At 66.8% G+C, this 20,390-nt stretch carries 19 protein-coding genes; 9 read left to right on the top strand and 10 right to left on the bottom strand.

The window, feature by feature from the left end; translation table 11 throughout:
- Positions 1 to 143 precede the first annotated feature (143 nt).
- Positions 144 to 794 carry an FHA domain-containing protein gene (locus tag LuPra_RS04800; protein ID WP_110169698.1) on the bottom strand — a complete coding sequence of 217 codons (651 nt, stop codon included), beginning with the start codon at positions 792 to 794 and terminating at the stop codon, positions 144 to 146.
- Between the two features lie 144 nt (positions 795 to 938).
- Between LuPra_RS04800 and LuPra_RS04795 the strand changes: the two genes are divergently transcribed.
- On the top strand, positions 939 to 1,556 hold the full coding sequence (locus LuPra_RS04795; protein ID WP_157898746.1) for a hypothetical protein: 618 nt from the start codon (positions 939 to 941) through the stop codon (positions 1,554 to 1,556).
- Between the two features lie 13 nt (positions 1,557 to 1,569).
- Here LuPra_RS04795 and LuPra_RS04790 read toward each other — a convergent pair whose 3' ends face one another.
- From LuPra_RS04790 to LuPra_RS04770, 5 genes are all read right to left on the bottom strand, one after another.
- The gene (locus tag LuPra_RS04790; protein ID WP_157898745.1) at positions 1,570 to 4,137 is read right to left on the bottom strand and encodes a serine/threonine-protein kinase; all 2,568 of its coding nucleotides are present in this window, start codon (positions 4,135 to 4,137) and stop codon (positions 1,570 to 1,572) included.
- Positions 4,138 to 4,421: 284 nt separating this feature from the next.
- On the bottom strand, positions 4,422 to 7,022 hold the full coding sequence (locus tag LuPra_RS04785) for an ABC transporter permease (protein WP_157898744.1): 2,601 nt from the start codon (positions 7,020 to 7,022) through the stop codon (positions 4,422 to 4,424).
- A 32-nt stretch (positions 7,023 to 7,054) separates the two neighbouring features.
- Positions 7,055 to 7,399 carry a PadR family transcriptional regulator gene (locus LuPra_RS04780; protein ID WP_237050812.1) on the bottom strand — a complete coding sequence of 115 codons (345 nt, stop codon included), beginning with the start codon at positions 7,397 to 7,399 and terminating at the stop codon, positions 7,055 to 7,057.
- 90 nt (positions 7,400 to 7,489) lie between these two features.
- Positions 7,490 to 8,788 carry a glucoamylase family protein gene (locus LuPra_RS04775; protein ID WP_110169694.1) on the bottom strand — a complete coding sequence of 433 codons (1,299 nt, stop codon included), beginning with the start codon at positions 8,786 to 8,788 and terminating at the stop codon, positions 7,490 to 7,492.
- A gap of 4 nt (positions 8,789 to 8,792) precedes the next feature.
- Positions 8,793 to 9,296, bottom strand: a complete 504-nt coding sequence (locus LuPra_RS04770; protein WP_110174526.1) for a DinB family protein — start codon at positions 9,294 to 9,296, stop codon at positions 8,793 to 8,795.
- Positions 9,297 to 9,378: 82 nt separating this feature from the next.
- On the opposite strand from LuPra_RS04770, the gene LuPra_RS04765 reads away from it, so the two are divergent.
- The 3 genes from LuPra_RS04765 (at position 9,379) to LuPra_RS04755 (ending at position 12,841) form a co-directional block, all read left to right on the top strand.
- A complete protein-coding gene (locus LuPra_RS04765; RefSeq protein ID WP_162271297.1) occupies positions 9,379 to 10,785 on the top strand; it encodes a neutral/alkaline non-lysosomal ceramidase N-terminal domain-containing protein in 1,407 nt (468 codons plus the stop codon).
- Between the two features lie 27 nt (positions 10,786 to 10,812).
- A complete protein-coding gene (locus tag LuPra_RS04760) occupies positions 10,813 to 12,018 on the top strand; it encodes a DUF2252 domain-containing protein (RefSeq protein WP_234800726.1) in 1,206 nt (401 codons plus the stop codon).
- A 160-nt stretch (positions 12,019 to 12,178) separates the two neighbouring features.
- Positions 12,179 to 12,841 carry a Crp/Fnr family transcriptional regulator gene (locus tag LuPra_RS04755; RefSeq protein ID WP_110169691.1) on the top strand — a complete coding sequence of 221 codons (663 nt, stop codon included), beginning with the start codon at positions 12,179 to 12,181 and terminating at the stop codon, positions 12,839 to 12,841.
- Positions 12,842 to 13,264: 423 nt separating this feature from the next.
- Here the strand turns inward: LuPra_RS04755 and LuPra_RS31600 are convergent, their stop codons facing one another.
- The 3 genes from LuPra_RS31600 to LuPra_RS04740 all read right to left on the bottom strand — a co-directional run bounded on the left by LuPra_RS31600 (position 13,265) and on the right by LuPra_RS04740 (position 14,720).
- Positions 13,265 to 13,444 carry a hypothetical protein gene (locus tag LuPra_RS31600; protein ID WP_157898742.1) on the bottom strand — a complete coding sequence of 60 codons (180 nt, stop codon included), beginning with the start codon at positions 13,442 to 13,444 and terminating at the stop codon, positions 13,265 to 13,267.
- Between the two features lie 347 nt (positions 13,445 to 13,791).
- Positions 13,792 to 14,190, bottom strand: a complete 399-nt coding sequence (locus LuPra_RS04745) for an anti-sigma factor family protein (protein WP_110169689.1) — start codon at positions 14,188 to 14,190, stop codon at positions 13,792 to 13,794.
- On the bottom strand, positions 14,190 to 14,720 hold the full coding sequence (locus tag LuPra_RS04740) for an RNA polymerase sigma factor (protein WP_110169688.1): 531 nt from the start codon (positions 14,718 to 14,720) through the stop codon (positions 14,190 to 14,192). Before LuPra_RS04740 ends, LuPra_RS04745 begins: the two co-directional genes overlap by 1 nt.
- A 100-nt stretch (positions 14,721 to 14,820) precedes the next feature.
- On the opposite strand from LuPra_RS04740, the gene LuPra_RS04735 reads away from it, so the two are divergent.
- The gene (locus LuPra_RS04735) at positions 14,821 to 15,189 is read left to right on the top strand and encodes a hypothetical protein (RefSeq protein ID WP_110169687.1); all 369 of its coding nucleotides are present in this window, start codon (positions 14,821 to 14,823) and stop codon (positions 15,187 to 15,189) included.
- A gap of 345 nt (positions 15,190 to 15,534) precedes the next feature.
- Here the strand turns inward: LuPra_RS04735 and LuPra_RS04730 are convergent, their stop codons facing one another.
- Entirely contained in the window at positions 15,535 to 18,045 is a 2,511-nt protein-coding gene (locus LuPra_RS04730) for a protein kinase domain-containing protein (RefSeq protein WP_157898741.1), read from the bottom strand.
- Positions 18,046 to 18,189: 144 nt separating this feature from the next.
- On the opposite strand from LuPra_RS04730, the gene LuPra_RS31595 reads away from it, so the two are divergent.
- The 4 genes from LuPra_RS31595 (at position 18,190) to LuPra_RS04715 (ending at position 20,078) form a co-directional block, all read left to right on the top strand.
- The gene (locus tag LuPra_RS31595; protein WP_157898740.1) at positions 18,190 to 18,345 is read left to right on the top strand and encodes a hypothetical protein; all 156 of its coding nucleotides are present in this window, start codon (positions 18,190 to 18,192) and stop codon (positions 18,343 to 18,345) included.
- Positions 18,342 to 18,758 carry a tyrosinase family protein gene (locus tag LuPra_RS04725; protein ID WP_110169685.1) on the top strand — a complete coding sequence of 139 codons (417 nt, stop codon included), beginning with the start codon at positions 18,342 to 18,344 and terminating at the stop codon, positions 18,756 to 18,758. Before LuPra_RS31595 ends, LuPra_RS04725 begins: the two co-directional genes overlap by 4 nt.
- A gap of 79 nt (positions 18,759 to 18,837) precedes the next feature.
- Positions 18,838 to 19,119 carry a tyrosinase family protein gene (locus LuPra_RS04720; RefSeq protein ID WP_257724517.1) on the top strand — a complete coding sequence of 94 codons (282 nt, stop codon included), beginning with the start codon at positions 18,838 to 18,840 and terminating at the stop codon, positions 19,117 to 19,119.
- Entirely contained in the window at positions 19,089 to 20,078 is a 990-nt protein-coding gene (locus tag LuPra_RS04715) for a vWA domain-containing protein (protein ID WP_110169683.1), read from the top strand. Before LuPra_RS04720 ends, LuPra_RS04715 begins: the two co-directional genes overlap by 31 nt.
- Positions 20,079 to 20,390: the final 312 nt, after the last annotated feature.

The raw sequence follows: 20,390 nt of genomic DNA, 5'->3' as shown, positions 1-20,390 counted from the left end.
GGACGATCCTCGTCCCGGCTCGCTCTCGGATGACCTCGGTCGGCTGCGTGCCTCCATCGCTCGCCGCCTGTTCGCGCGCCGAATTGGCGACCGCCGTCCAGAAGCGTTCCGGACGCCTTTCGGGAACCACGCGCCGCGCGAAGCTAGCCGGCGGACTTCGTCGATCCGGGCGCAACGACGGCGCGGAACGTCAGCACCACCGAACCGACTCGAATGGCATCTCCGTTCTGGAGCGCTGACGAACTGTCGATGCGGCGATCGCCCACGAAGGTGCCGTTTCGGCTGCCAAGATCCTCGACGCACGCCTGGTGCCCCGTGATTCTCAGCACCGCATGTCGTCGCGACACGCTCGGCGAATCCACGTACACGTCGGCATCCGGATCGCGGCCGATCACGTACTCGCCCTCTTCGAGCGTGATGTGCTGGTCATCCCACATGAGCCGGAAGATGCGCTCGTTCCTGCGGGCGGACTGATGCCGCGGCTCGTCCCTGCCGTCGCGGTGCTGGAACGCATAGCCGACCCGATGGGCCGTGCGGATGATGCGAGGGTTGGAAGCATCCTCGCCGAGTGCGTCACGGATCTCGGACACGAGGTTGGCGAGGTTCTTGTCGACAACGAAGCTGTCGGGCCACAAACGTTCCTGGAGTTCGGCCTTCGTCACGATCCTTGGCCGGTTCGCGATCAGCATCGCCAGGAGATCAAAGGCTTTCGGTGTGAGATCCAGGGCTCGACCGGCGCGGCACAGTTCGCGGGTCTCTGAGTCGAGCAGGAATTCACCGAAGGCGACCCGCATGACGGTTGTCCTGAAGAAATCCTGACGTAATGCTACCTCCCTCCTGCGACTTCCGGTGGCGCTCGGCGTAGCGTCGCGTCATCGCCATGCCGCCACGCGAGAATGGTTCTTGAGAGTGGCAGCCATCGGCGGAAGGAGACAATCATGCAGGCACGAACGCGAATGACGCTGGTCGGTGTGATGGCTGCCGTCCTCGCAGCCTCGGCTCCGCTCCAGGCGCAGATTCACATGCGCATTCCCGAAGACATCCAGCCACCGTATTACGCAAACCTCGCGCGAGGGTTTCAGCCGCATACGGACGAGTGGGCCGTGATCGTGTTCTACCGCTCGCCGGACTGCATCCCGCCCGGGTTCAACCTGCTCGACTTCCTCGATTTCAGCGGCCAGCCCGCCCTCTGCCAGTTGCACATCGAAGGGCGCGTCAACTGGGCCAGTCTCGACGACCCGTATCCGGCGGCACAGTTCCTGTCTGGTACCGATGAGGTTCCCGTGTGGTTCGTACGCTGGTCCGAGCTGGAAGCCGCGGTTGCCGACGACCTGCTGACGATGGGCGAACTCGCCGCGCTGCCATCACTGACCGTGGGTTCCGCGTCGTTCTTCCTTGAATCCATCAGGAATGACACTCGCGGACAGCGAGGCGGCAACGAGGCGATGGTGGTCGCTGGTCAGCTGAGCGATGGCCGGTCGTTCTTCGTCGAGATGACGGAAAAGTTCCGCGACGGTGTTCATCTTTTCCCTCACATGACGATCGAGTTCAGATGAGGATCGCGCCTGCCTAGTTGAACTGGTCCACGATGAACAAGTTGGTCAGAAGGCGCGCGTAGTTGTAGCAGTGAAGCCTCCCGTCGGGGGTAATCAGGATGTTGCCGATGGTGTCGACACCCGCAGGGTCGCTGGGAAACACGGTTCGCCACCGGATGCGCGTGGCGGTCGTGGTATCGATTCGGTCGATCTCTGGCGGCCAGTCGTCGCGGCGGACGTACAGGTATCTGGCGTCCGTGCTCCACTGCAAGGGCTCGTCATCTGTGGACAGCAACGGCACCGGCCGCGGGCGACCTTCGCCCACCGGATAGAGCGCGTGACCGGAGACGGACGAGGCGCCCCAGACGAATCGTCCGTCCGGCGTGGCCAGTGCGTTCGTCCCGACGCCTTCGGGAGAGATCGCGCGAGGCTCGGAGCCGTCATCGAGGTCTTGCACGAAGATGCGTCCGGCGCGGCCTCGCTCGGCGCCCCAGAAGGCGATGTGCCGCCCGTCAGGCAGGAAATTGGCCTCACCCAGTCTCTCGAGTTGTCCCCGCGGCAACGATCTCGACGAACCGGAACCGGTCGGGAGGATGGCCCAATGTGCGGCTCCGGTCCTGATACCAACGAGCACGGAATTGCCGTCGGGTGACAGGTCCTCCGGGTATCCCTCGCCGAGCCGGATCGCGTCGCTCCCGTCGGTCTTGCGCAGGTAGGCCGTGCCGGGAGCGCCGGCGGGCCTGTCGCCGAAGACCACGGTGGTGCCGCCGGCCGACAGCGCTTCTGGTATCGAGAAGTCGAACCACGCCAACTCGCGAGGAGGCGTGTCCGAACCTACGCAGCACAGGCCGTGCTGGCGCATGTGCGTCGCGACGAGGATGCGACCGTCGTGGAACACGTCCTGGATGATGTGCATCTCAGGGGGGGTCGGCACCAGGACCCTGATCTCTCCTGTCGTCGACATGGCCCACAACACGGGCGACGCATACCGCCGGTTCGCGCTGAACCAGACCTCCTGTCCGTCCGGCGACCACGTGACGTTACCCGCATCGCTCCACGAGCTCGACGCGATCGTCCTGCCCGATCGATCGAGGATGATGACACTCGTACCTCCTGCACCCCCCTGTAGCAACGCCACGCGGTCGCCGCTCGGTGCCACCCGCACGGCCCGGACTCCGCCCGACGATGACTTGTAGATCCTCGTCCCGATCGGGAACTCGACGTGGCCACCGGTTCGGGACACGACGAGTTGGTCGGTGCCCGGCACCCAGTCGGCCGACACCACCTGGTCGAGCACGTCCCGCGGTGCGCCGCCCGCAAGCGACACGCGAGCAAGTGTGCCGGCGCCGCGACCGAAGAAACTCAGGGTGCCATGGCCTCCCCGCAGCAAGGCCAGTTCGCCCGATGTCGAGACGGCCAGGAGCTTCGCGCCGGTGATGCCGAGCGCGCGTGCTTCGGCACTGCCCGTCCGCGACATGTACAACCCATACGGCTGATCGTGCCAGGCGGCGCTATAGATGATCGTCTCGCCGTCCGGGGCGAATCGGGCAGCGGGAATCGTGCCCGAACGAAATGTCAGCTGAGTGAACCGCGGGATGGGAGCAGTGCGGCGCACCAGGCCACTCGCGATCAAGCCCCACAGCACGACGGCACCCACCGCCAGCCCGGCGACGCTACCGATTCCTGCCCACGCAAGGAGTCGCCGCCGCGGCGTGGCCTCGTGCGGCGATGCGGGTCGATCGGGACGGCCGGCTTCGACCTCTCCCGCGATCCAGCGCAGCTCCGACGCGAGGTCACGCGCCGTCTGCCAGCGCGCTTCCGGATCCTTGGCCAGGCATCGTTGGACGGCACGATCGAGCGCCGCCGGCACATGGGAACAGAGGCTTGAAAGGACGGGCGGCGTCCGCGTGAGAATCGCAGCCGCCACTTCGGCCCGCGTCGGCGCGTCGAATGGACGCACGCCCGACGCCATCTCGTAGATCACGACGCCCAGCGCAAAGATGTCCGCGCGGCCATCGACATGGCCACCCGCGACCTGCTCGGGCGCCATGTACGGATACGTGCCCACGACCGCGCCGTCTTCGGTGCTGAAGCGACTCTGTGTGGAAGCCGGCAGGTTCGGGTCCGGTTCGGGGTCGTGCAGCTTGGCCAGGCCGAAATCGAGCAGCTTCACGCCGCCCGGGGTCAGCATGACGTTGCTCGGCTTCAGATCGCGGTGGATGACGCCGGCCGAGTGCGCCGCATCCAGGGCCTCGCACATCTGGATGCCGATGGAGAGCGCCTCGTCGAGTTGCAGGGCGCCGCCTTCGAGCCGCCGGGCCAGCGTCTCGCCTTCGAGATACTCCATCACCAGGTACTCGAGCCCGTCCTGGCGTCCGATGTCGTGTAGCGCGCAAATGTAGCGATGGCTTACGCGTGAGATGGCGCGGGCCTCACGTTCGAGGCGGGCGATTCGGCGTGCGTCGGTGCGCGCCAGGACCTTGATCGCGACCATGCGGGCCAGACGCGTGTCGCGCGCGCGGTAGACGTCCCCCATGGCGCCTGCCCCGAGCGGCACCACGATCTCGTACGGGCCGATTCGCGTGCCGGCCGACAACGACATGTGCGTGCGTGGTGCAGTGTACGTCCATCCAGGGGCGCCGATGCGTGGCGCGGAACACTTGTACTCGACGGATCGGCTGAGCTCGACGGATTCGAAAATGCCGACCAGGAGCCACGCCGTAACCGGCCGCTGACACTTCCGGCCACATTCCATGAATGTGGCGGGAAGGGTCAATGGTCACACGTGCACCACCCCAGCCGTCGGTTATCGACGCTCGCCGCGAAAGTAGCGAACTGCCGACTGAACGGCAAGGTCATGCGTCACACAGATTCGCTCGTCCTGACCTACTCGTTTCGTAGCGCAGCCATGGGCGACACGCGGGCCGCGCGCGCCGCGGGAACGTAGCCAGCGACCATGGCGACGGTGGAGAGCACCAGCGCCGTCAGCACGAACGTGGCGACGTCTGTCGAGGAGGTCTCGTAGAGCAGGGCCGTCATGAGCCGCGCCAGCCATAGCGACACGAGGCCGCCGATCGTCACGCCAACAGCTGCCAGTGTGGCCGTCTGCGCCAGCACGCCACGGCTGATGTCTGCCGCAGTCGCGCCCAGCGCCATGCGCACGCCGAACTCGCGGACACGTTCGCCGACGCTGAAGGCCACGGTGCTGTAGATGCCCAGCGACGCGAGAACCAGCGCAATGACGGCAAACGCGCCGAGCAGCCACACCAGGAAGCGACGCGGCGAGATGGCACGTTCGATCAGGTCGTCCAGCGACCGGAGGTCCGTCGCTGACAGCGTCGGATCGAGTTCCCCGGTCGTGCGGCGCACCGTCGTGCCGGCAGACGCCGCGGGAAGCGAGGAGCGGACGATGAGATCGAGCCCTCCATCCCCGACCTGCTCGTAGGGCAGGTACATGTGCAGCGCGCCCTGCGCCTCCAGGCTCGTCTGCCGGATGTCGCTGACGACGCCGACGATCCGCACCAGCCCAGGTCCACGCTGGGCCATGCGCCCGACGGCGTCCTGCCCCGGGTAGAGCGCACGCGCCAGGCTCTCGCTGACGACCATCACCGGCTCGTTGTCGGACCGATCGGTCTCGGCCAGGTCGCGGCCGCTGGTGAGCCGCATGCCCATGGTCTTGAAGAACTCCGGGCCTGTGATGTAGACAAACGCGAGCAGCGTCTCGCCGGGCCTGACCTCCCGCCCTGGAGCGCTGACGGACCACGTGCGGTTGCGATCGAGCGGCAGTCCATCGCTCAGCGCCGCTGCCTCGATGCCAGGGGCATTCCTCAGGCGGCGAAGCATCTCCCGCAGCAACACGTGCCGCGCCTTGCGGTCCATGTCGGCACTGGTGTTCACGCGCATGGCAAAGGCTTGCGACGGCGCGAATCCCAGGTTGACGGCCTGGACACGGAGGAACGTGCGCAGCAGGAGGCCGGCGCCGACCAGCAGCACGCAGGCAAGCGCGATCTCCACGACCACCAGCGTGGACCGCAGCCGCGCATGGCCTCGTCCGCGGGTGGAGCCACGCGTTTGATCGCGCATGGACTGCTGCGAGTCTCCGGAGGCGATCCGTCTGGCGGGCAGCAGGCCGAACGCCACGCCAGACCCCACTGCGACCAACGCCGTGAAGAGCAGGGCCATGCCGTCGACCTCGACCCGGTGCAGGAGGGGCAGGCTCAGCCCGGGCAGCGACTTGAGGTAGCTCACCAGGCCATACGCGAGTGGAATTCCCAGACCAGCGCCGATGACCGACAGGACAGTACTCTCGGTGACGATCTGCCGGACAATCCGTGACCGACTGGCGCCTAGCGCCAAGCGCACCGCGATCTCCTTGCTGCGGGCCGACGTCCTGGCCAGGAGCAGCCCTGCGAGATTGGCACAGGCGATGAGCAGTACGAGACCTGCCGCGCCCCACAACACCAGCAGGGATCGCTCGATGCGGCCGTTGACGTGCTCTTCGAGTGGCGTGATCACTGCCGTCTGGTTGAGAAACGTCCCGAGGTTCGTGCCGATGCGCGGCATGAGCGATCGAAATTCCGTCCGGACTGCTTCCAGTGACGCACCTGGCGCGAGCCTGCCGACCACAGCCAACACGTTGCCCCACTCCCGCATCTCTGCATAGTTGGCGGGCACGAACATGTCCACCCGGGTGCCTGGCACGAACACCGAGCCGAAGTCGAAGGCCGCCGGCAAGACACCGACGACCGTGACGGGCTGCCCGCTGAGCGTGACGGGCTGCCCGACGATGGCCGCGTTACCCGCGAACGTCCTTTGCCAGGTCGCGTGCGTGATGAGGGCCGCTCGCGGGCCGTTTGGAGCGAGTTCTTGCGCAGTGAAGCCGCGCCCGATCGCCGGCGCCACGCCGAGCATCTCGAAGAACTGCGGACCGACGGGCACGCCGATCAGGCGCTCCGCGTCACCGCGGCCGGTGAGCGTGTAGCTGGCAAAGCCGAAGAACGCGAAGTAGCCCGTCACGCCATCCAGCGTGCTGCTGTTGCGCTGCATCTCCTCCACGACACGGATGGGATACGTGCGCGCGCTCATCCCCTCGTCTCGCGTATCCGGAGCGATCCAGACGAGGCGGTCGGCGGCGGCAAACGGCAGCGGACGCAATACGATCGCATTCACGACGCTGAACATGGCCGTATTCGCGCCGATGCCGACGGCCAGAATGACGGCGACGCACAGCGTGAAGGCCGGCGCCTTGATCAGCCGCCGCACGCCGTACCGGACGTCGGCCCACGCGCTCTCCAGCAACGGCAGGCCGCGCGCGTCTCGATGTGCCTCACGCGCCGCGTCCAGTCCGCCGATCGCCACCGCGGCGCGGCGGCGCGCTTCCTCGCCATCGACACCGCGTGCCACGAGCTCGTCGGTCGCCAACTGGAGGTGGGTCTGGAGTTCGTCGTCGAAGTCCAGATCGCGGCGGCGCCCCTGAAGCACCGCCACGCATCGCTGCCATGTCTCCCGCAGTGCGTCCCTCACTTCACGGCCCCGCCAGTGGCGCCGAGGACCCGGCCCACCATGCCGGTGACGCGATGCCAGTGCGCGGTCTCTTTCGACAGCGCGGCGCGTCCACGGGCCGCCAGCGCGTAGTACTTCGCGCGGCGGTTGTTGTCCGAGGTGCCCCACGCGGCCGTGATCCAGCCGCGGTGCTGCAACCGCACCAGGGAGGCGTAGATCGTGCCCTGATTGAGCAATACCTCGTTGCCGCTCGCCTGCTCGATCCGACGGGCAATGCCATAGCCGTGCAACGGCCCCAGCGTGTGCAGTGTCTGCAGCACCATGAGGTCCAGCGTTCCCTGAAGAAGTTCGAGCTTGGACACGTTCCTGTGGCTCCTCCACACGAGTCTAGCGTGCCCCTGTGGCGTGTCAACAGGTCGAGGCGAGATACATGGGATGGCCGGCACGGCCCGCTACAACCAGCCCCCGGTGAATCCCGCGCGCCGAAGTCCCATGACCACCGCCGGGCAGCGGCTCATGATCTTCCAGAGCAGCCCTGTCCGATAGTTCTCGATCATCAGCACGACCGGCCCTTGATCGACGCCGAAATGGTAGGGCGTGACCCACCATCCGGTCGGGCTCTCCGGTACGGCAAACGACTGGTTGAAGGACGGCTTGAACCCATACTTGCCAATCATTCCCATGTCCATTTGGGCGAAGTTTCGCACGGTGGGAATGACGATCTCTGGCGCGAATGGAAGCGAGGCGAGGACGACCCACGGGGCAACAGTGCCGTCGTCGGGACCGAATGGCGCGCCTCTGGCGAGGTAGTCGAAGAACTCGCGTTGGACTCCACCGACGACACGCGTCTCCCAGCCCGGGCCGTCGCATGCAGTGAAGCCCCAGCAGTGCTCGCCGTAGCCGACGAAGTTCCCGGGATTGCGGATCGCGTACTCCTGCTGCACGAATGTCGCCTGCCGGCTGTTCTCGAAGTAGTCGCTGTCGTGCGCTCGCATGAACGCGTCACGAATACCGCGAAAGTCGATCCACAGGTGCGAGAGCTGATGGGTGAAGAGCGGGCCCGAGTGCAGCAGGTCACGACCGTAGATGTGCTGCCATCGATACGTCGAACAATAGGCGTGATAGCTCTCGGCCGGTAAAGGGTGCGTGGGCGAGCCGAGTCCGAGGACGTACAGCAGCAGGCCTTCGTCATAGCCTTGATAGCGGTGCTGGATGAAGCCGGTCTCCGGCCGCCAGCCATGCGTGAGCGTTGGCCCGCCATCCCGCGCCCAGTTCCAGTCGGCCCGACGGTACAGGCTGTCGGCAAGGTCCCTGATCTCGATCTCGTCGCGAGTGTCACGGTCGAAGAAGGTGCCGACCGTCAGGGCGCCGGCAAACAGGAACGCCGAGTCGATTGTGGACAGCTCGCAGTTCCACACGCGACGACCGGTCTCGATGTCGAGGAAATGGTAGAAGAAGCCTTTGTAACCGGTGGCGTCTGGCTCGGGACCCTGCCGACAGGCGAGAAGATACCGCAGGCGTTTCAGGGTGATCTTTGCGGCGAAGTTTCGCGAGAGCACTCCACGCTCGACCACGACCGGGATCGTCGCCAGCGCCATGCCGACGGCGGCGATACTGACGGGAGCCGTCGGGTCCGTCTTGTCCCGGACCAGTCCATTGTCCGGGTTGGTCTCATGCAGGTAGTAGAGAACCGTGGAGAACTGCAGCAGGCCCAGCTCTCGCTCGGTGGGCGGTCGATGGAGATCGTCCATGGCTCTACGAGGCGACCAGCGCTTCGATCTGCTTCAGGTGATTCAGGTCGTGGCCGGCATACAACTGGATCAGGTGCTCGATGAATTCCTTGCCCCGCTCGGCGTGCAGGCCGTGATGCTGACGCCGTGACGGGTCGACGCGTCGCAGGAGCGAGAGCAGGCTCGCTCGCGCAGCGGAGAAGGTCGCGAGCGATTCGGCGGGATCGATCTCGCCGTACCTGAATGCCTCGGCCCAGACGTCCTGATCGAACGGCTGAAGCGGGACGCCATCGGTTGCGAGAATGGAGCGCACGCGCCAGCCCGTGACGATCTCGGAGTCTGCCAGATGCGCCAGCACCTCGCCGGCCGACCAGCGCTCCGGAGCCGGGCGCGTGCGCCACCTGTCTGCCGACGTGGCGCGCAGCAACGACTCGAGTCGTGAGGGCGTCTCAGCCAGGAGCGTCAAGCCATCGAGGCCCTCGGCGTGGCTCAGTATCCGCTGGATGTACTGTTGTGCGGTCTCTGGCATGGCCGATCATGCCATGCAACTCGCGGACGACGACGGCGTCGGAGCTCCTCGAAGCGAGATGCGCCTGATGAGAATTGAGGGGATGACGAAACCTCGGCGACTCCTGCTCCGACTTTCGCTGGGGACGACGCTGTTGGTGCCCCTTGGGGCGGGCATTACGCTCGACGGCGTCGATCATCGACCATACATGGCGTCGGCCTACGCGACCGAGACCGCGGCGCGCCTCCGCGAGTCGATCCGGGCCGGCGCGATCGTCCACGGTGACCTGGAGGCCGGCTTCGGCCGGGCTCGTCTGACCCCAACGATCGACGCGCCGCACGACGATCCCTCCAGGGGGCAGTTTCGCTCGATGCCGCTCGCGGGGTTCGGCAGCCGGGACGGCAAGCCCGCCACCGGTACCCACGACGACCTCGAGGTCAAGGCGGTCGCCTTCCGCGTCGCCGATCAACTCGGCGTGATGGTTGGCGCAGACGCGCTGATCATCCCACCCGAAGTGACCGAGGCGGTGATGCACCGCGTCGAGTCCGAGCTGCACCTGTCGCGCCAACAGGTGTACCTCAGCGCCACGCACAGCCATAGCAGCCTCGGGGGCTGGGGCGAAGGTCGCGTCGCCGAGTCGTTCGCGGGCGGCTTCCAACCCGGCGTGCGCGTCTGGTTCGCCGATCGCATCGTCGCCGCCATCGCGGAGTCTCTCGGTGACCTCACCCCCGCCGAGTTCGGCCAGGGGCGATTCGACGCGCGCGAGTTCGTACGGAACCGGCTCGTTCAGGAACGAGGGACCGTCGACCCCGAGTTCAGCTTCGTCGTCCTGAAGCAGGCAGGCGGCCGAATCGGCGTGCTGGGCAGCTACGCGGCGCACGCCACGGTCCTCCCTGCCGCCGTGATGCAGTTCAGTGCCGACTATCCGGGTGTCTGGCAGCGAGCGGTCGAGTCTGCGACTGGCGGCATCGCGGTGTTCCTGGCCGGTGGCGTCGGGAGTCACGGGCCGGTGACTCCCACGCGAGGGTTCGAGGGGGCGCAGTTGATGGGCGACGGCCTGGCGCGCCAGTTGCTCGATCAGTTGCCGAACGTGCCGCTCTCCAGGCAGGTCGCCTTCGGGACCTTCGGGCTGGCGGTCTCACTGCCCGAGTTGAACGTGCGTGTGAGCGACGGGATCCGGCTCCGGCCGTGGCTGGCTGCGCACCTGGTGCCGGCCAAAACCCGCACGTACCTTCAGGCGTTCCGGCTCCAGGACGCGGTGTGGGTATCCACGCCCTGCGACTTCAGCGGCGAGCTCGCCCTCGGGATCAAGGATTTCCTGCGAGCGCGAACAGGCCGCCAGGCGGTGATCACGAGCTTCAACGGCGACTATGTCGGCTACGTCGTGTTGCCCCGCTACTACCACATGGACGGATACGAGCCGCGCACGATGTCGTTTTTCGGTCCGACGGTTCCGGACTACTTCGACGATCTGATCAGGCGGATGGCGTTGCACATGGCGAGCCGGTAGCGCCATAGTCTCTCCTCGCGACCCATGATGGCCCGTAACAGTGCGCAGTCCATTCTCGACTACAACCGCGGACGCGATCCCCAGATGCTGGGGCGCAAGTTCGAGCTGCTGCGCGCTGATCCCTACGCGTTCTACCGCGGCACCTGCCACCTCTTCTACCAAAACCTGCCCCGTCACGCCGTGCTCGCGACCGCCCCGGCGGTGCTGGTGTGCGGCGACCTGCACCTGGAGAACTTCGGTGTCTACAAGGGCGACAACCGCCTCGCGTATTTCGACCTGAGTGACTTCGACGAGGCGACCCTGGCACCGTTCACGCTCGACCTGCTGCGGTTCATCGGCAGCATTCATGTCGCTGCCCATCTTCGGCTGTCCACGCGGCAGGCGGAGGGGCTCGGCGAGCTGTTCATCGACTGCTACCGGAACTGGATCCTGGACGGCAAGGCCCGCTGGCTCGAACGGTCGACGGCAGAAGGCATGGTGCGCGATCTGCTGGGGAGCGTGATCGGACGCACGCGACTCCAGTTGCTGAAAGCGCGCACGGTCCGCACAGACAGGGGCCGGCGGCTACGCCTGAACGAGCGCGCGCTGCCGATCGAGAAGCCGCAGCGTGCAGAACTCCAGGCCTTCATCGAAGGCTTCGGCGCCGCGCAAGGCGAACAGCGCTTCTATCGCTTGCTCGATGCGGCGCGGCGGGTGGCCGGCAAAGGGAGCCTCGGGCTCGAACGTTATGTACTGCTGGTGGAAGGCAAGGGCGCGCCGCGTAGCAATTACCTGCTCGACCTGAAGCGTGCCGTGCCATCGACGCTCCCGGCGTTGCGCGACCGGCACTCGTTCCGATGGGCCACCGAGGCGCATCGCGTGGTCACCACGCAGCGTGTCGCCCAGGCCATCTCACCGGCGCTGCTGCATGCGGTGACGATCGGCGGGAGACCGTTCGTGCTCAAGGAACTGCAGCCGATGACGGACCGGTTGGATCTCGCCCGATGGGACGGCCGGATCGAACGCCTGGAGTCGACGATCGCCAGCATGGGCGCGGTGACTGCGTGGGCACATCTGCGCACCTGCTACCGCTATGGAGCCTGCGCGCTGGAGGAGCTGCAGCGTTACGTCGCAGGTTCGAGGTGGCAGCGCGCGCTGCCCGCGCTGGCCCTGCGATGCGGCGAACGTTCGCTGGCGCAGTGGTCGGCCTACAGCAAGGTGTACGACGCGGGCCTCGTCGTGCCCGCATCGTGAGGCCACTGCTGTCTGCGTGCGCTGACGCGGATTCGTGGTCCGATCGTCCCATTTCTGAGGCTGATCGTCTGTGCAGTTGTACACATCTGCGCCCGCCGCGAGGCTCCCACAATAGGGGCTCGAGTGGGTAAGCGGGTCAGTCGTGGGATGATCGGACGGCATGCCGCCCAAGCCACTCCCGGCCCTCCCGACCTTCGACGTCGAGTCGTTCCTCGAGTCGGCGAGAATCTCTCCGCGCAACGTGCGATTTGCGACGGGCGCCGTCGTCTTCGCCCAGGGCGCACAGGCAAACAGCGTGTTCTTCGTCCAGGCGGGCGGGATCAAGCTCTCGGTCCTCTCCTCGTCCGGCAAGGAGGCCGTCGTGGCCATGCTCGGGCCCGGCGATTTCCTGGGCGAGGGCTGCCTTGCCGGGCAGCCGTTGCGCATGGGCATGGCGACGGCCGTCATGCGGACGGCGCTGCTGCGCATCCCGAAGCGCGACATGGTCCGGATGCTGCACGAACATCCGTCATTCTCCGACCGGTTCCTGTCGCACATGCTGACGCGCAACATCCGAATCGAAGAGGATCTGGTCGATCAGCTCTTCAATTCCAGCGAGAAGCGGCTCGCCCGTACATTGCTGCTCCTGGCTCGATACGGCAAGGAGGATACGACGCCGCGCGTACTCCCCAAGTTGTCACAGGAGACGCTCGCGGAGATGGTGGGGACGACCCGCTCCCGTGTGAACTTCTTCATGAACAAGTTCCGCAAGCTCGGGTTGATCGAATACAACGGCGTGCTCAAGGTGAACAGCTCGCTCCTGAGCATCGTCCTTCACGACTGAGGAGAGAGAGAGAAGAACCGCGAGGGCGCGACTCATCCCCCTGAAGGCCGGCTCCCTGCGATCGGCGCCGGATGACCGCCCGGCCTCGGCGCACGAGCCCCATCACGCGCGCGCCCACCCCCGTCCCACCATCAGCGTCCGCCAGCGGACGCTATCGGACAAGACGTTCAGTCGAGTCGTGACGGTGCGGCGGTGGCACACGTGGCCATCGACGTCCACGCGCAACTCGAGCCCGGCGGGGCCAGGACGCTGCCAGCACGTCGCGGTGCTACGCCCCCTCGTCAGGGACCAGAGGTGCTCGTCCCGCGGGTCAGCCTCCGCATTGGACGAGGAGGCGGGAGACTGGTCAACTGCAATCACTGTGGGTCCCTCGTGCCTTGCGGGAGATGGGTCGGACGCGCAGCACCGGCAGCCGCGCCGAGGTCAATTGAGGCCGAGCAACAGTGCGAGCACGAGTGCGCCAGTCGAGACAATCAGCATTGCGATCACCTTCGTACGATGGCGAACGTCAGCGTCGTGCGCGACGCCCCTCGCCACCCACTGTTGCCATCGCTCGTCGCCCTTGGTACTCGCCAATGCAGGGACATCAGGTATGGTCGCCATGTGTGCATTCTCGCTGCGCCAGGGGCGTCACGTCTGTATCGCATTGCACACACGAGTGGCGTTGACGCAGCGAGGCAGGATCGCCACATCGCTGGCGTTTGTCGGGCAGCGGTTCGGCTGGTCCGCCAACCTTCGCTCACCGCGAGCGTCTTCCCAAAGCAATTTGCTGCGTGGCCCGCCAGCTGGTACTGGCTGACGTGCCGCTGCCAAACGTCGCACGATGCGCCTGGCGGCGCTTGACCATGCCTGCGGGCGGGCTGAAACAGCAGCTCGACAAAGCGCCGCCAGCCACCAAGGCTGAGGCGACGGGCAGCCGCTCCCCTACCCGGCACTGAAAGCTCAGGGCGCTATCCAGTGACCGCCTCCTCGACCACCACGAGCAGGACGTAGCTGAGTCCTGTTCCCAGGACCCCCAGCGTCATCGTTGTCGCCGGCGGCACGGGCAGGATGAGCCCGACAACGACGGTCGCGAGGCTGCAGGCGATGAGGTGCACCGCCTCCGGCAACGCAGGCCACCATGTGGGCGCCTGCTCGCGCTGGATCCGGCGACGCAACGCCGGCCGGAACGAAGGACTCAACGTGGGCAGCGGGAAGGCCTCTGCAAGCCGTCGATCGAGCATCCGATGCGACTCGAACAGCTCCGCACACCGGCGGCAGCCTTCGAGATGCAGGGCCAGGGCTCCTTCAGGGACCCGCCCTTCGTCGATCGCGTCCAACACCGCCTCCTGCGCCTCATCACAGGTCATCACTCGCCCCCTCGTTCCAGCATCATTCTCGCCAATGCCTGTCGTGATCGGTGCAGGTGACTCTTGATGGTGCCCTCTGGCAGGTCGAGCCCAAGAGCGACTTCCTTGAGACTTCGATCCTGCAGGTAGAACAGCGTCACGATCTCCCGCTGCACGTCCGGCAACCGTGACACGAGTTGGCGGATGTCCAGCGCGTCGACAGGTGCGGGCCTGGCGGCCGCTGGCTCTGGCACGTCCTCCAGCGGGCTGGTGCGGCGATGGACCGCCGCCCGCAGCGCCGACAGGCACGCGTTGCGGGCCATCGTGTACAGCCATGTCGACGGTGCCGCTCGCCCGTCATACCGGGGCAAGACACGCCAGAACTGCAGGAATATGTCCTGGGTGAGTTCCTCGGCGCGCCCGTGATCGCGAAGCATCATGACGGCCATGCGGAAGACCTGCGCCTCGTGCCGGTCCAGCAGCCGTTCGAACGCCTCGTCGTACCGTCTGGCACGGAGCAGGCCCTGGACCTCGTCTTCCACGTCGGGCATTGATACGCGCAACTCTGTCTGGTGGTTGCATTTCAGCAGCGGGCGGCGCCGCAACCTTGCAGGTACTCCGCGGGTATAAACCCGCAAGGAGCGTCATCGCATGGAAGTCGCCATCGTCACAATCGCCGTCATCGCCTTTGTCGCATTTCGCCTCTGGTTGGTGCACGCGCGTCGCCTGATGGCGCACCGGGAGCGGCTGGCCGCACTCGAGAAGGGGGTGCCCGTGCCGCCGTCCGACGACAAGGTTGACGGCGACAGGTGGCCGGTCCAGCGCCTGTTGCTGCTGTCCGGTCTCACGTGGGTCGCCGTAGGTGCGGCAGGGATCCTGGCCGTGAACGCCGTCATTTCAGGTTTTGACAACCAGACGAGCCCGATCCCGGATGGCGCCCAGTGGTTTGGCCTGGTGCTCATCGGCATCGGCGTCGCGCACCTGATCGTGTACGTCGTCGACCGCCGGTCAGCGCGATGAACGCCGCGTTGGCTCGCCCTCGGGATCATCACCGCACTGTGATGGACCGCTCGGAGAGCGGTCCCTACCAACGGTTTCTCACCGCTGCCGCCGCGCCGCGTATCGGCCGGCCCGTCAGGCCGGTCACGCCCAACCAGTCGACGAGTTGCGGTGACGCAGCGAGGCAGGATCGTGATGTCGTCCGCGTTTGTCGCGCACCGGGTCATGCTGCACCGCGCGCTCGGACGGCCGCTGACCTCACAGCCTGCTCGCGTGTCCAGAGCCCGCGAACCAGTGGAGACGCCAATGCAGGCGTGTGTTGCGTGGTGTCGGGCACCCCCGGATCACGTCGCCTCGGTGATCCTGTCAGCGATCGCTTGCGAATCCGTATGGCTGGAGCAGCGCCCGCGACTCGGGGTTCTCGATCAGGGGTGACATCACCGGCTCGACGTCGACGTAGGCGATGAACGCCGCGCGCATGGCACAGGCCTCCCGCAGCCATGGGAGGGCCAGATCCCAGTCGCCAAGCTCCGCCGCGAGGCATGCCAGATCGCCAATGCCCGTATCACCCTGTCCAGACCACGACTGGAGCTCGGCGAGGATGGATCGCGCTTCATCGGGACGGCCCGCACGGGCGGCGCAGACGCCCCGGACGACCATGATCGTCGAGACCCGCCCCATCAACCGTTCCGCGTGGTCGAGGCATTCGCGGGCGGCCGCGAATTCACCGGTCGCCACGCGAGTCAGCGCCAGATCGAGATACGCCTGTCCGAAGGATGGGTTGGTCCGCAGCACGTGCTCGTACTGCGTGACGGCGTCCTCGAAACGTCGCGCGAAATGCAGGATCCGTCCGACACCAGTCTGGACGTTGAGCGACAACGGATCGAGTTCGAGCGCCGCCCGCATCTCGGCAAGCGCCGCGTCGAGGCGCGAACGGGCCGCCAGGAACATCGCGTGCCACTGCCGCGACGGCGCGTGCCCTGGGTTGAGCGCAAGGGCGCGGACGAACTCGGCCTCGGCGCGCGGCCAGTCCCAGTCGAACCGGAACGCGATGAACGCCAGCGACGCGTGGCCCTCCGCAAGACCATCGTCGAGCGTCAATGCCTTGAAGGCGGCGTCCCGTGCCTTCCGGATCGTCGGACCGCTCGACGAGGGCCGCAGGCTTACCGCCAGCAATGAACAGCAGTCGGCGAGCGCGGCGTAGGCCAGCGCAAAGTCCGCATCCTCGGTGACCGCCTGCTCGAGGAGCATCTGCGCCTCCTCCAGCGCGGGTCGCGTCCGCTGGTTGCACAGATAGCGTGCGCGCAGGTACAGGCGGTAAGCCGACGCGTTCGCCGTGTGGCGCCTCGCCAATCGCTGCTTCTGCTCGCGGGTCAGTCGGACGCTGAGCGCGGTGGTCAGCTCGTGCGAGATATCGGCCTGCAGCGTGAACAGGTCGCGCGATGGCCGGTGGAGGCTGGTGCCCCACAGCTGCGATCCATCCTCGACGTCGATCAGCGCGACACTCACCGCGAATGTCTCGCCACGCTGCGTCAACCGGCCGGTGAGCACGGCCTGCACCCCGAGCTCGCGCCCGATGGCCCGCGGATCGGTGACGTCGGGGCTACAACAGCGGACGACCGTGCTGCGCGCCATGACTCGCAGGCGCGGCATCTGTGACAGGTTGTTGATCAGGCTTTCGGTCAGTCCCTCGGCGATGTACTGCTCGTCGGCATGCGCACGATCGGCCGCGATCGGCAACACCGCCAGCGAGCGGGGGGTCCTGCGGACGTACCGTCGCCTGGGCGTGATCGTCCTCTCGGTCGGCCGGGTCGCTGGCGTGGACGCGCCCACGCTCGGGCTGTCCGATACCGCCGTCGGAGGCGTCCACGGCATGACGAGGGTGGCGTCGCCGAGGCGAGACTCGAGTGCACGCTGGGCCGATCGCAGGGAGTCGAGCAGCAACGCTCCCGACTGATAGCGCTCCGATCGGTCCTTGCGCAGCGCCGTCAAGGTGATGCGATTCACGTCATCGGGAACGTCGGCAATCGGCTGTGGCTCCTGGCGCAGGAGCGCGCCGATGGTGTCGGCCGCGGTGGCGCCCGCGAATGGTGTCGCGCCCGCGAGCATCTCGTAGAGGACCACGCCGAGTGCGAAGAGGTCCGTACGCGCGTCGCTTTCCTGGCCTCGCGCCTGTTCGGGCGCCATGTACCGCACCGTGCCCATCACGATGCCTGCCGCGGTTTCGTAGACGCGCCCGGCACCTGCGTTGCTCGAGCCGGTGACGATGCCACGCGACTTGGCAAGGCCGAAGTCGAGCACCTTCACGTAGCCGTCGTGGCGCAGCATGACGTTCTCGGGCTTCAAGTCCCGGTGCACGACACCGGCGGCATGGGCGGCAATAAGGGCCTGCGCCACCTGCGCGGCGATCTCGAGGGACTGACGGACGTCCATCCGGCCGTGGCCAAGAAGCACACGCAGCGTCTTCCCCTCGATGAACTCCGTGGCGATGTAGCGCGTGCCGCCGATCTGCCCCGTGTCGTACATCGTGATGATGTTGGGGTGATTGAGGGCAGAGACGCTGCGCGCCTCGCGATCGAATCGTTCGATGAGTTCCCCGGTGGCCAGGCTCTGCGGGGCGAGCACCTTCAGGGCGAGCTTGCGCCCGAGCCGGGTGTCCTCGGCGAGGAAGACCTGCCCCATCCCGCCCGCTCCGAGTGGCGCGATGACACGGTAGTGGCCCAGGACATCGCCTGGCGAAAGGGCCCAGTTCAGCTGCAACTCCGATACGGCGCGACGGTCCGCACATACGCGATCCTTCTTTGGAACGATCAACCCGGCCGATGCCGAACGCGGGCTGATGCCTGGCGGCCTCGTGGCGATGTCCGCACCGCGCAACGTCGACGTTTTATTCAACGGGGCCGTGCCGACTCGATCCGCCATGACCACGGCGGTCCGCCTGGAACAGACCTGAAAGCATCTTTGGACTGCCAGCTCCCTCCCTGCTGCGACAGCCTGGCCGCTACTGCAAGGGAGAACGTGATGGGCATCCGCAAGAACGCCAAGTTCCTGTCGTCCGCCGAGCGCGAGGACTTCGCCCGCGCCTGCGTGTTGAAGAAGGCCGACATCGTCAATCCGGCTGCGCCTGCGGCCCAGCAGTACAGTCGCTGGGACCAACTGGCGCCATACACCGCATGATCCAGAGCGCGTTTGCGCCCGGCGCGGCGTCGGTGAACTTCGGGCACGGCGGACTCGGTCGCTACAGCTTCCTCAGCTGGCATCGCTACTTCCTGTACCGGCTCGAGCTGGACCTGCAGACGAAGGTGCCAGGCGTGATGATGCCGTACTGGGACTGGACCGACCCTGTATCGATTCTCACCGACGACTTCCTCGGCCCGGATGGGTCGGTCGGCGACGAGGTGCGCAGTGGCTACTTCGGCGCGGACGCGCCCACGACGGGCACCAATCCGACACCCGCGCCCGCGTGGTGGCCTGCGGGCCCCACCGGCTGGCGGCTGCCGGACTTCAATGGGATTCGGCACGTTCGACGGCGCCCTCCGTCGCAACTCGTCTGGCGTCGGCTCTCTGCCCTCGGCCACGGACCTGCGTGAACTGCTCGACATGGCCTCGTACTCGACGTAGCAGGCGCTCGAGAGCGGCAACGGCCTCACCAGCTTCCCTGCACAGCAACTGCGCAACGGGCTGCACGGCTGGATCGGCGGCCACATGAACAATCCGACCGCGTCGCCCTTCGACCCGATCTTCCACCTGCACCACTGCAACATCGACCGGCTATGGGCGATGTGGCAGGTGGACGGCCATGCCACGGAATACCCGCTTGCCGGCGGAGTGGCACACCATCACCGGAACGACCTGATGTATCGCTGGCACGGCGGCGCGGCGGGGTACGGCACCAACGCCACGATTGCCACGGACATCCGATGCCCGACTTCGCCGCGCTCGGGCCGGTGATCAACGCGGACACGCTCGACTTCCGCGCCCTCGGCTACACCTACGACTCGATCGCCATCGTCGGGCTCGGCCTCGACCGCACGGGCAGCATGCTCGCCATGACGCCCGATCCGATGATCAGTAGCGATCCGGACGTAACCAAGTGGGCCGCCGCGACACGTGGCGTGTCGACGTTCCTGCAGGACTGCGAGACGGTGCACGAGAGCGGCGTCACGTACGTGGTGGCAGGCGTCAAGACGTTCCGCCGGATGGGCATCGCCAACGATTTCGTAAACGTCCTGCCGGCGCCGGGCTACGGCCTGGTCAAGGCCGGAGGTACGCACAGCCAGGCCGCCTTCGACGGGGCCGTTGCAGGCATGTCGCCGGGCGGCAGCACACCGCTGGCCGACGCCCTGGCCGACGTCCACTCCACGCTCGTGGCCGCGCCGTTCGGCAACCTGCCGGCCGATGAACGCCGTTACCTGGCGATGCTCACCGACGGCATCCGCACGTCGGGCGCGCTCATGAGTTCGATCCCCGACGGCAGCTTCGCCGACACCGTGGTGTTCGGCATGGGATTCGGCACGGGGGCCGACGTGGACTACGCCACCATCGCCTCGATGGCCGCCAAGGGCGCCGTCACACTGGCCACCACGATCTCCTACCGATCACGCGGCATCGGCGCCATGGTGATGCCCGTGCTCGGTGAGTTGCCCGTGCCCGTGCAGGCCGGACCGCCGCGTGGCGCACGGTACTCGCGCCTGCTGCTCGCACCGAAGGCCCGCGTCGCCGTGCGCAACGTCCACACCAAGGCAGCCCACGCGCTCGACGATCGACCGGCGGGTACGCAACGCGACGACCAGCCCGCGTGTCATGTGTTGGTGAACATCTACGCGCGCACGCTGCTGCGCCTGGCGCTCCTGCCGAAGGCGACCGTGACCAGGCGCGGCACGGCCATCGAACTCGCCGTCCAGGGTTAGTCTGCCTGTCAGGCGTCCTCTTGGCCTGTCACATTTCCGTTGAAGTTCCGCCGCCGGTTCTGCGCTTAACCCCGTGAACGCGCATCACCCCGCGGGTCGAGCCTCGAGCCACGTGGTCGTGCGTGAGCCGAGGAGCCGGCGCGGCTCCTCCATTGAATCGCCAGTTCCCCCCATACGACTGGAGGTACGTCATGAGACTGCGAACTCGCCGACACCTGGGGTTCATCACTTCAGTGGGGGCCATGCTCGTTCTCGGGACCAGCCTCACTCTCGCGAGCATCCACGGCACGCTCGACGGCAACCGTTGAGGGA

Origin of the sequence: Luteitalea pratensis, assembly GCF_001618865.1 — a bacterium.
GTDB classification, from domain to species: Bacteria; Acidobacteriota; Vicinamibacteria; order Vicinamibacterales; family Vicinamibacteraceae; genus Luteitalea; species Luteitalea pratensis.
This window is presented reverse-complemented; position numbering and strand designations above follow the sequence as displayed.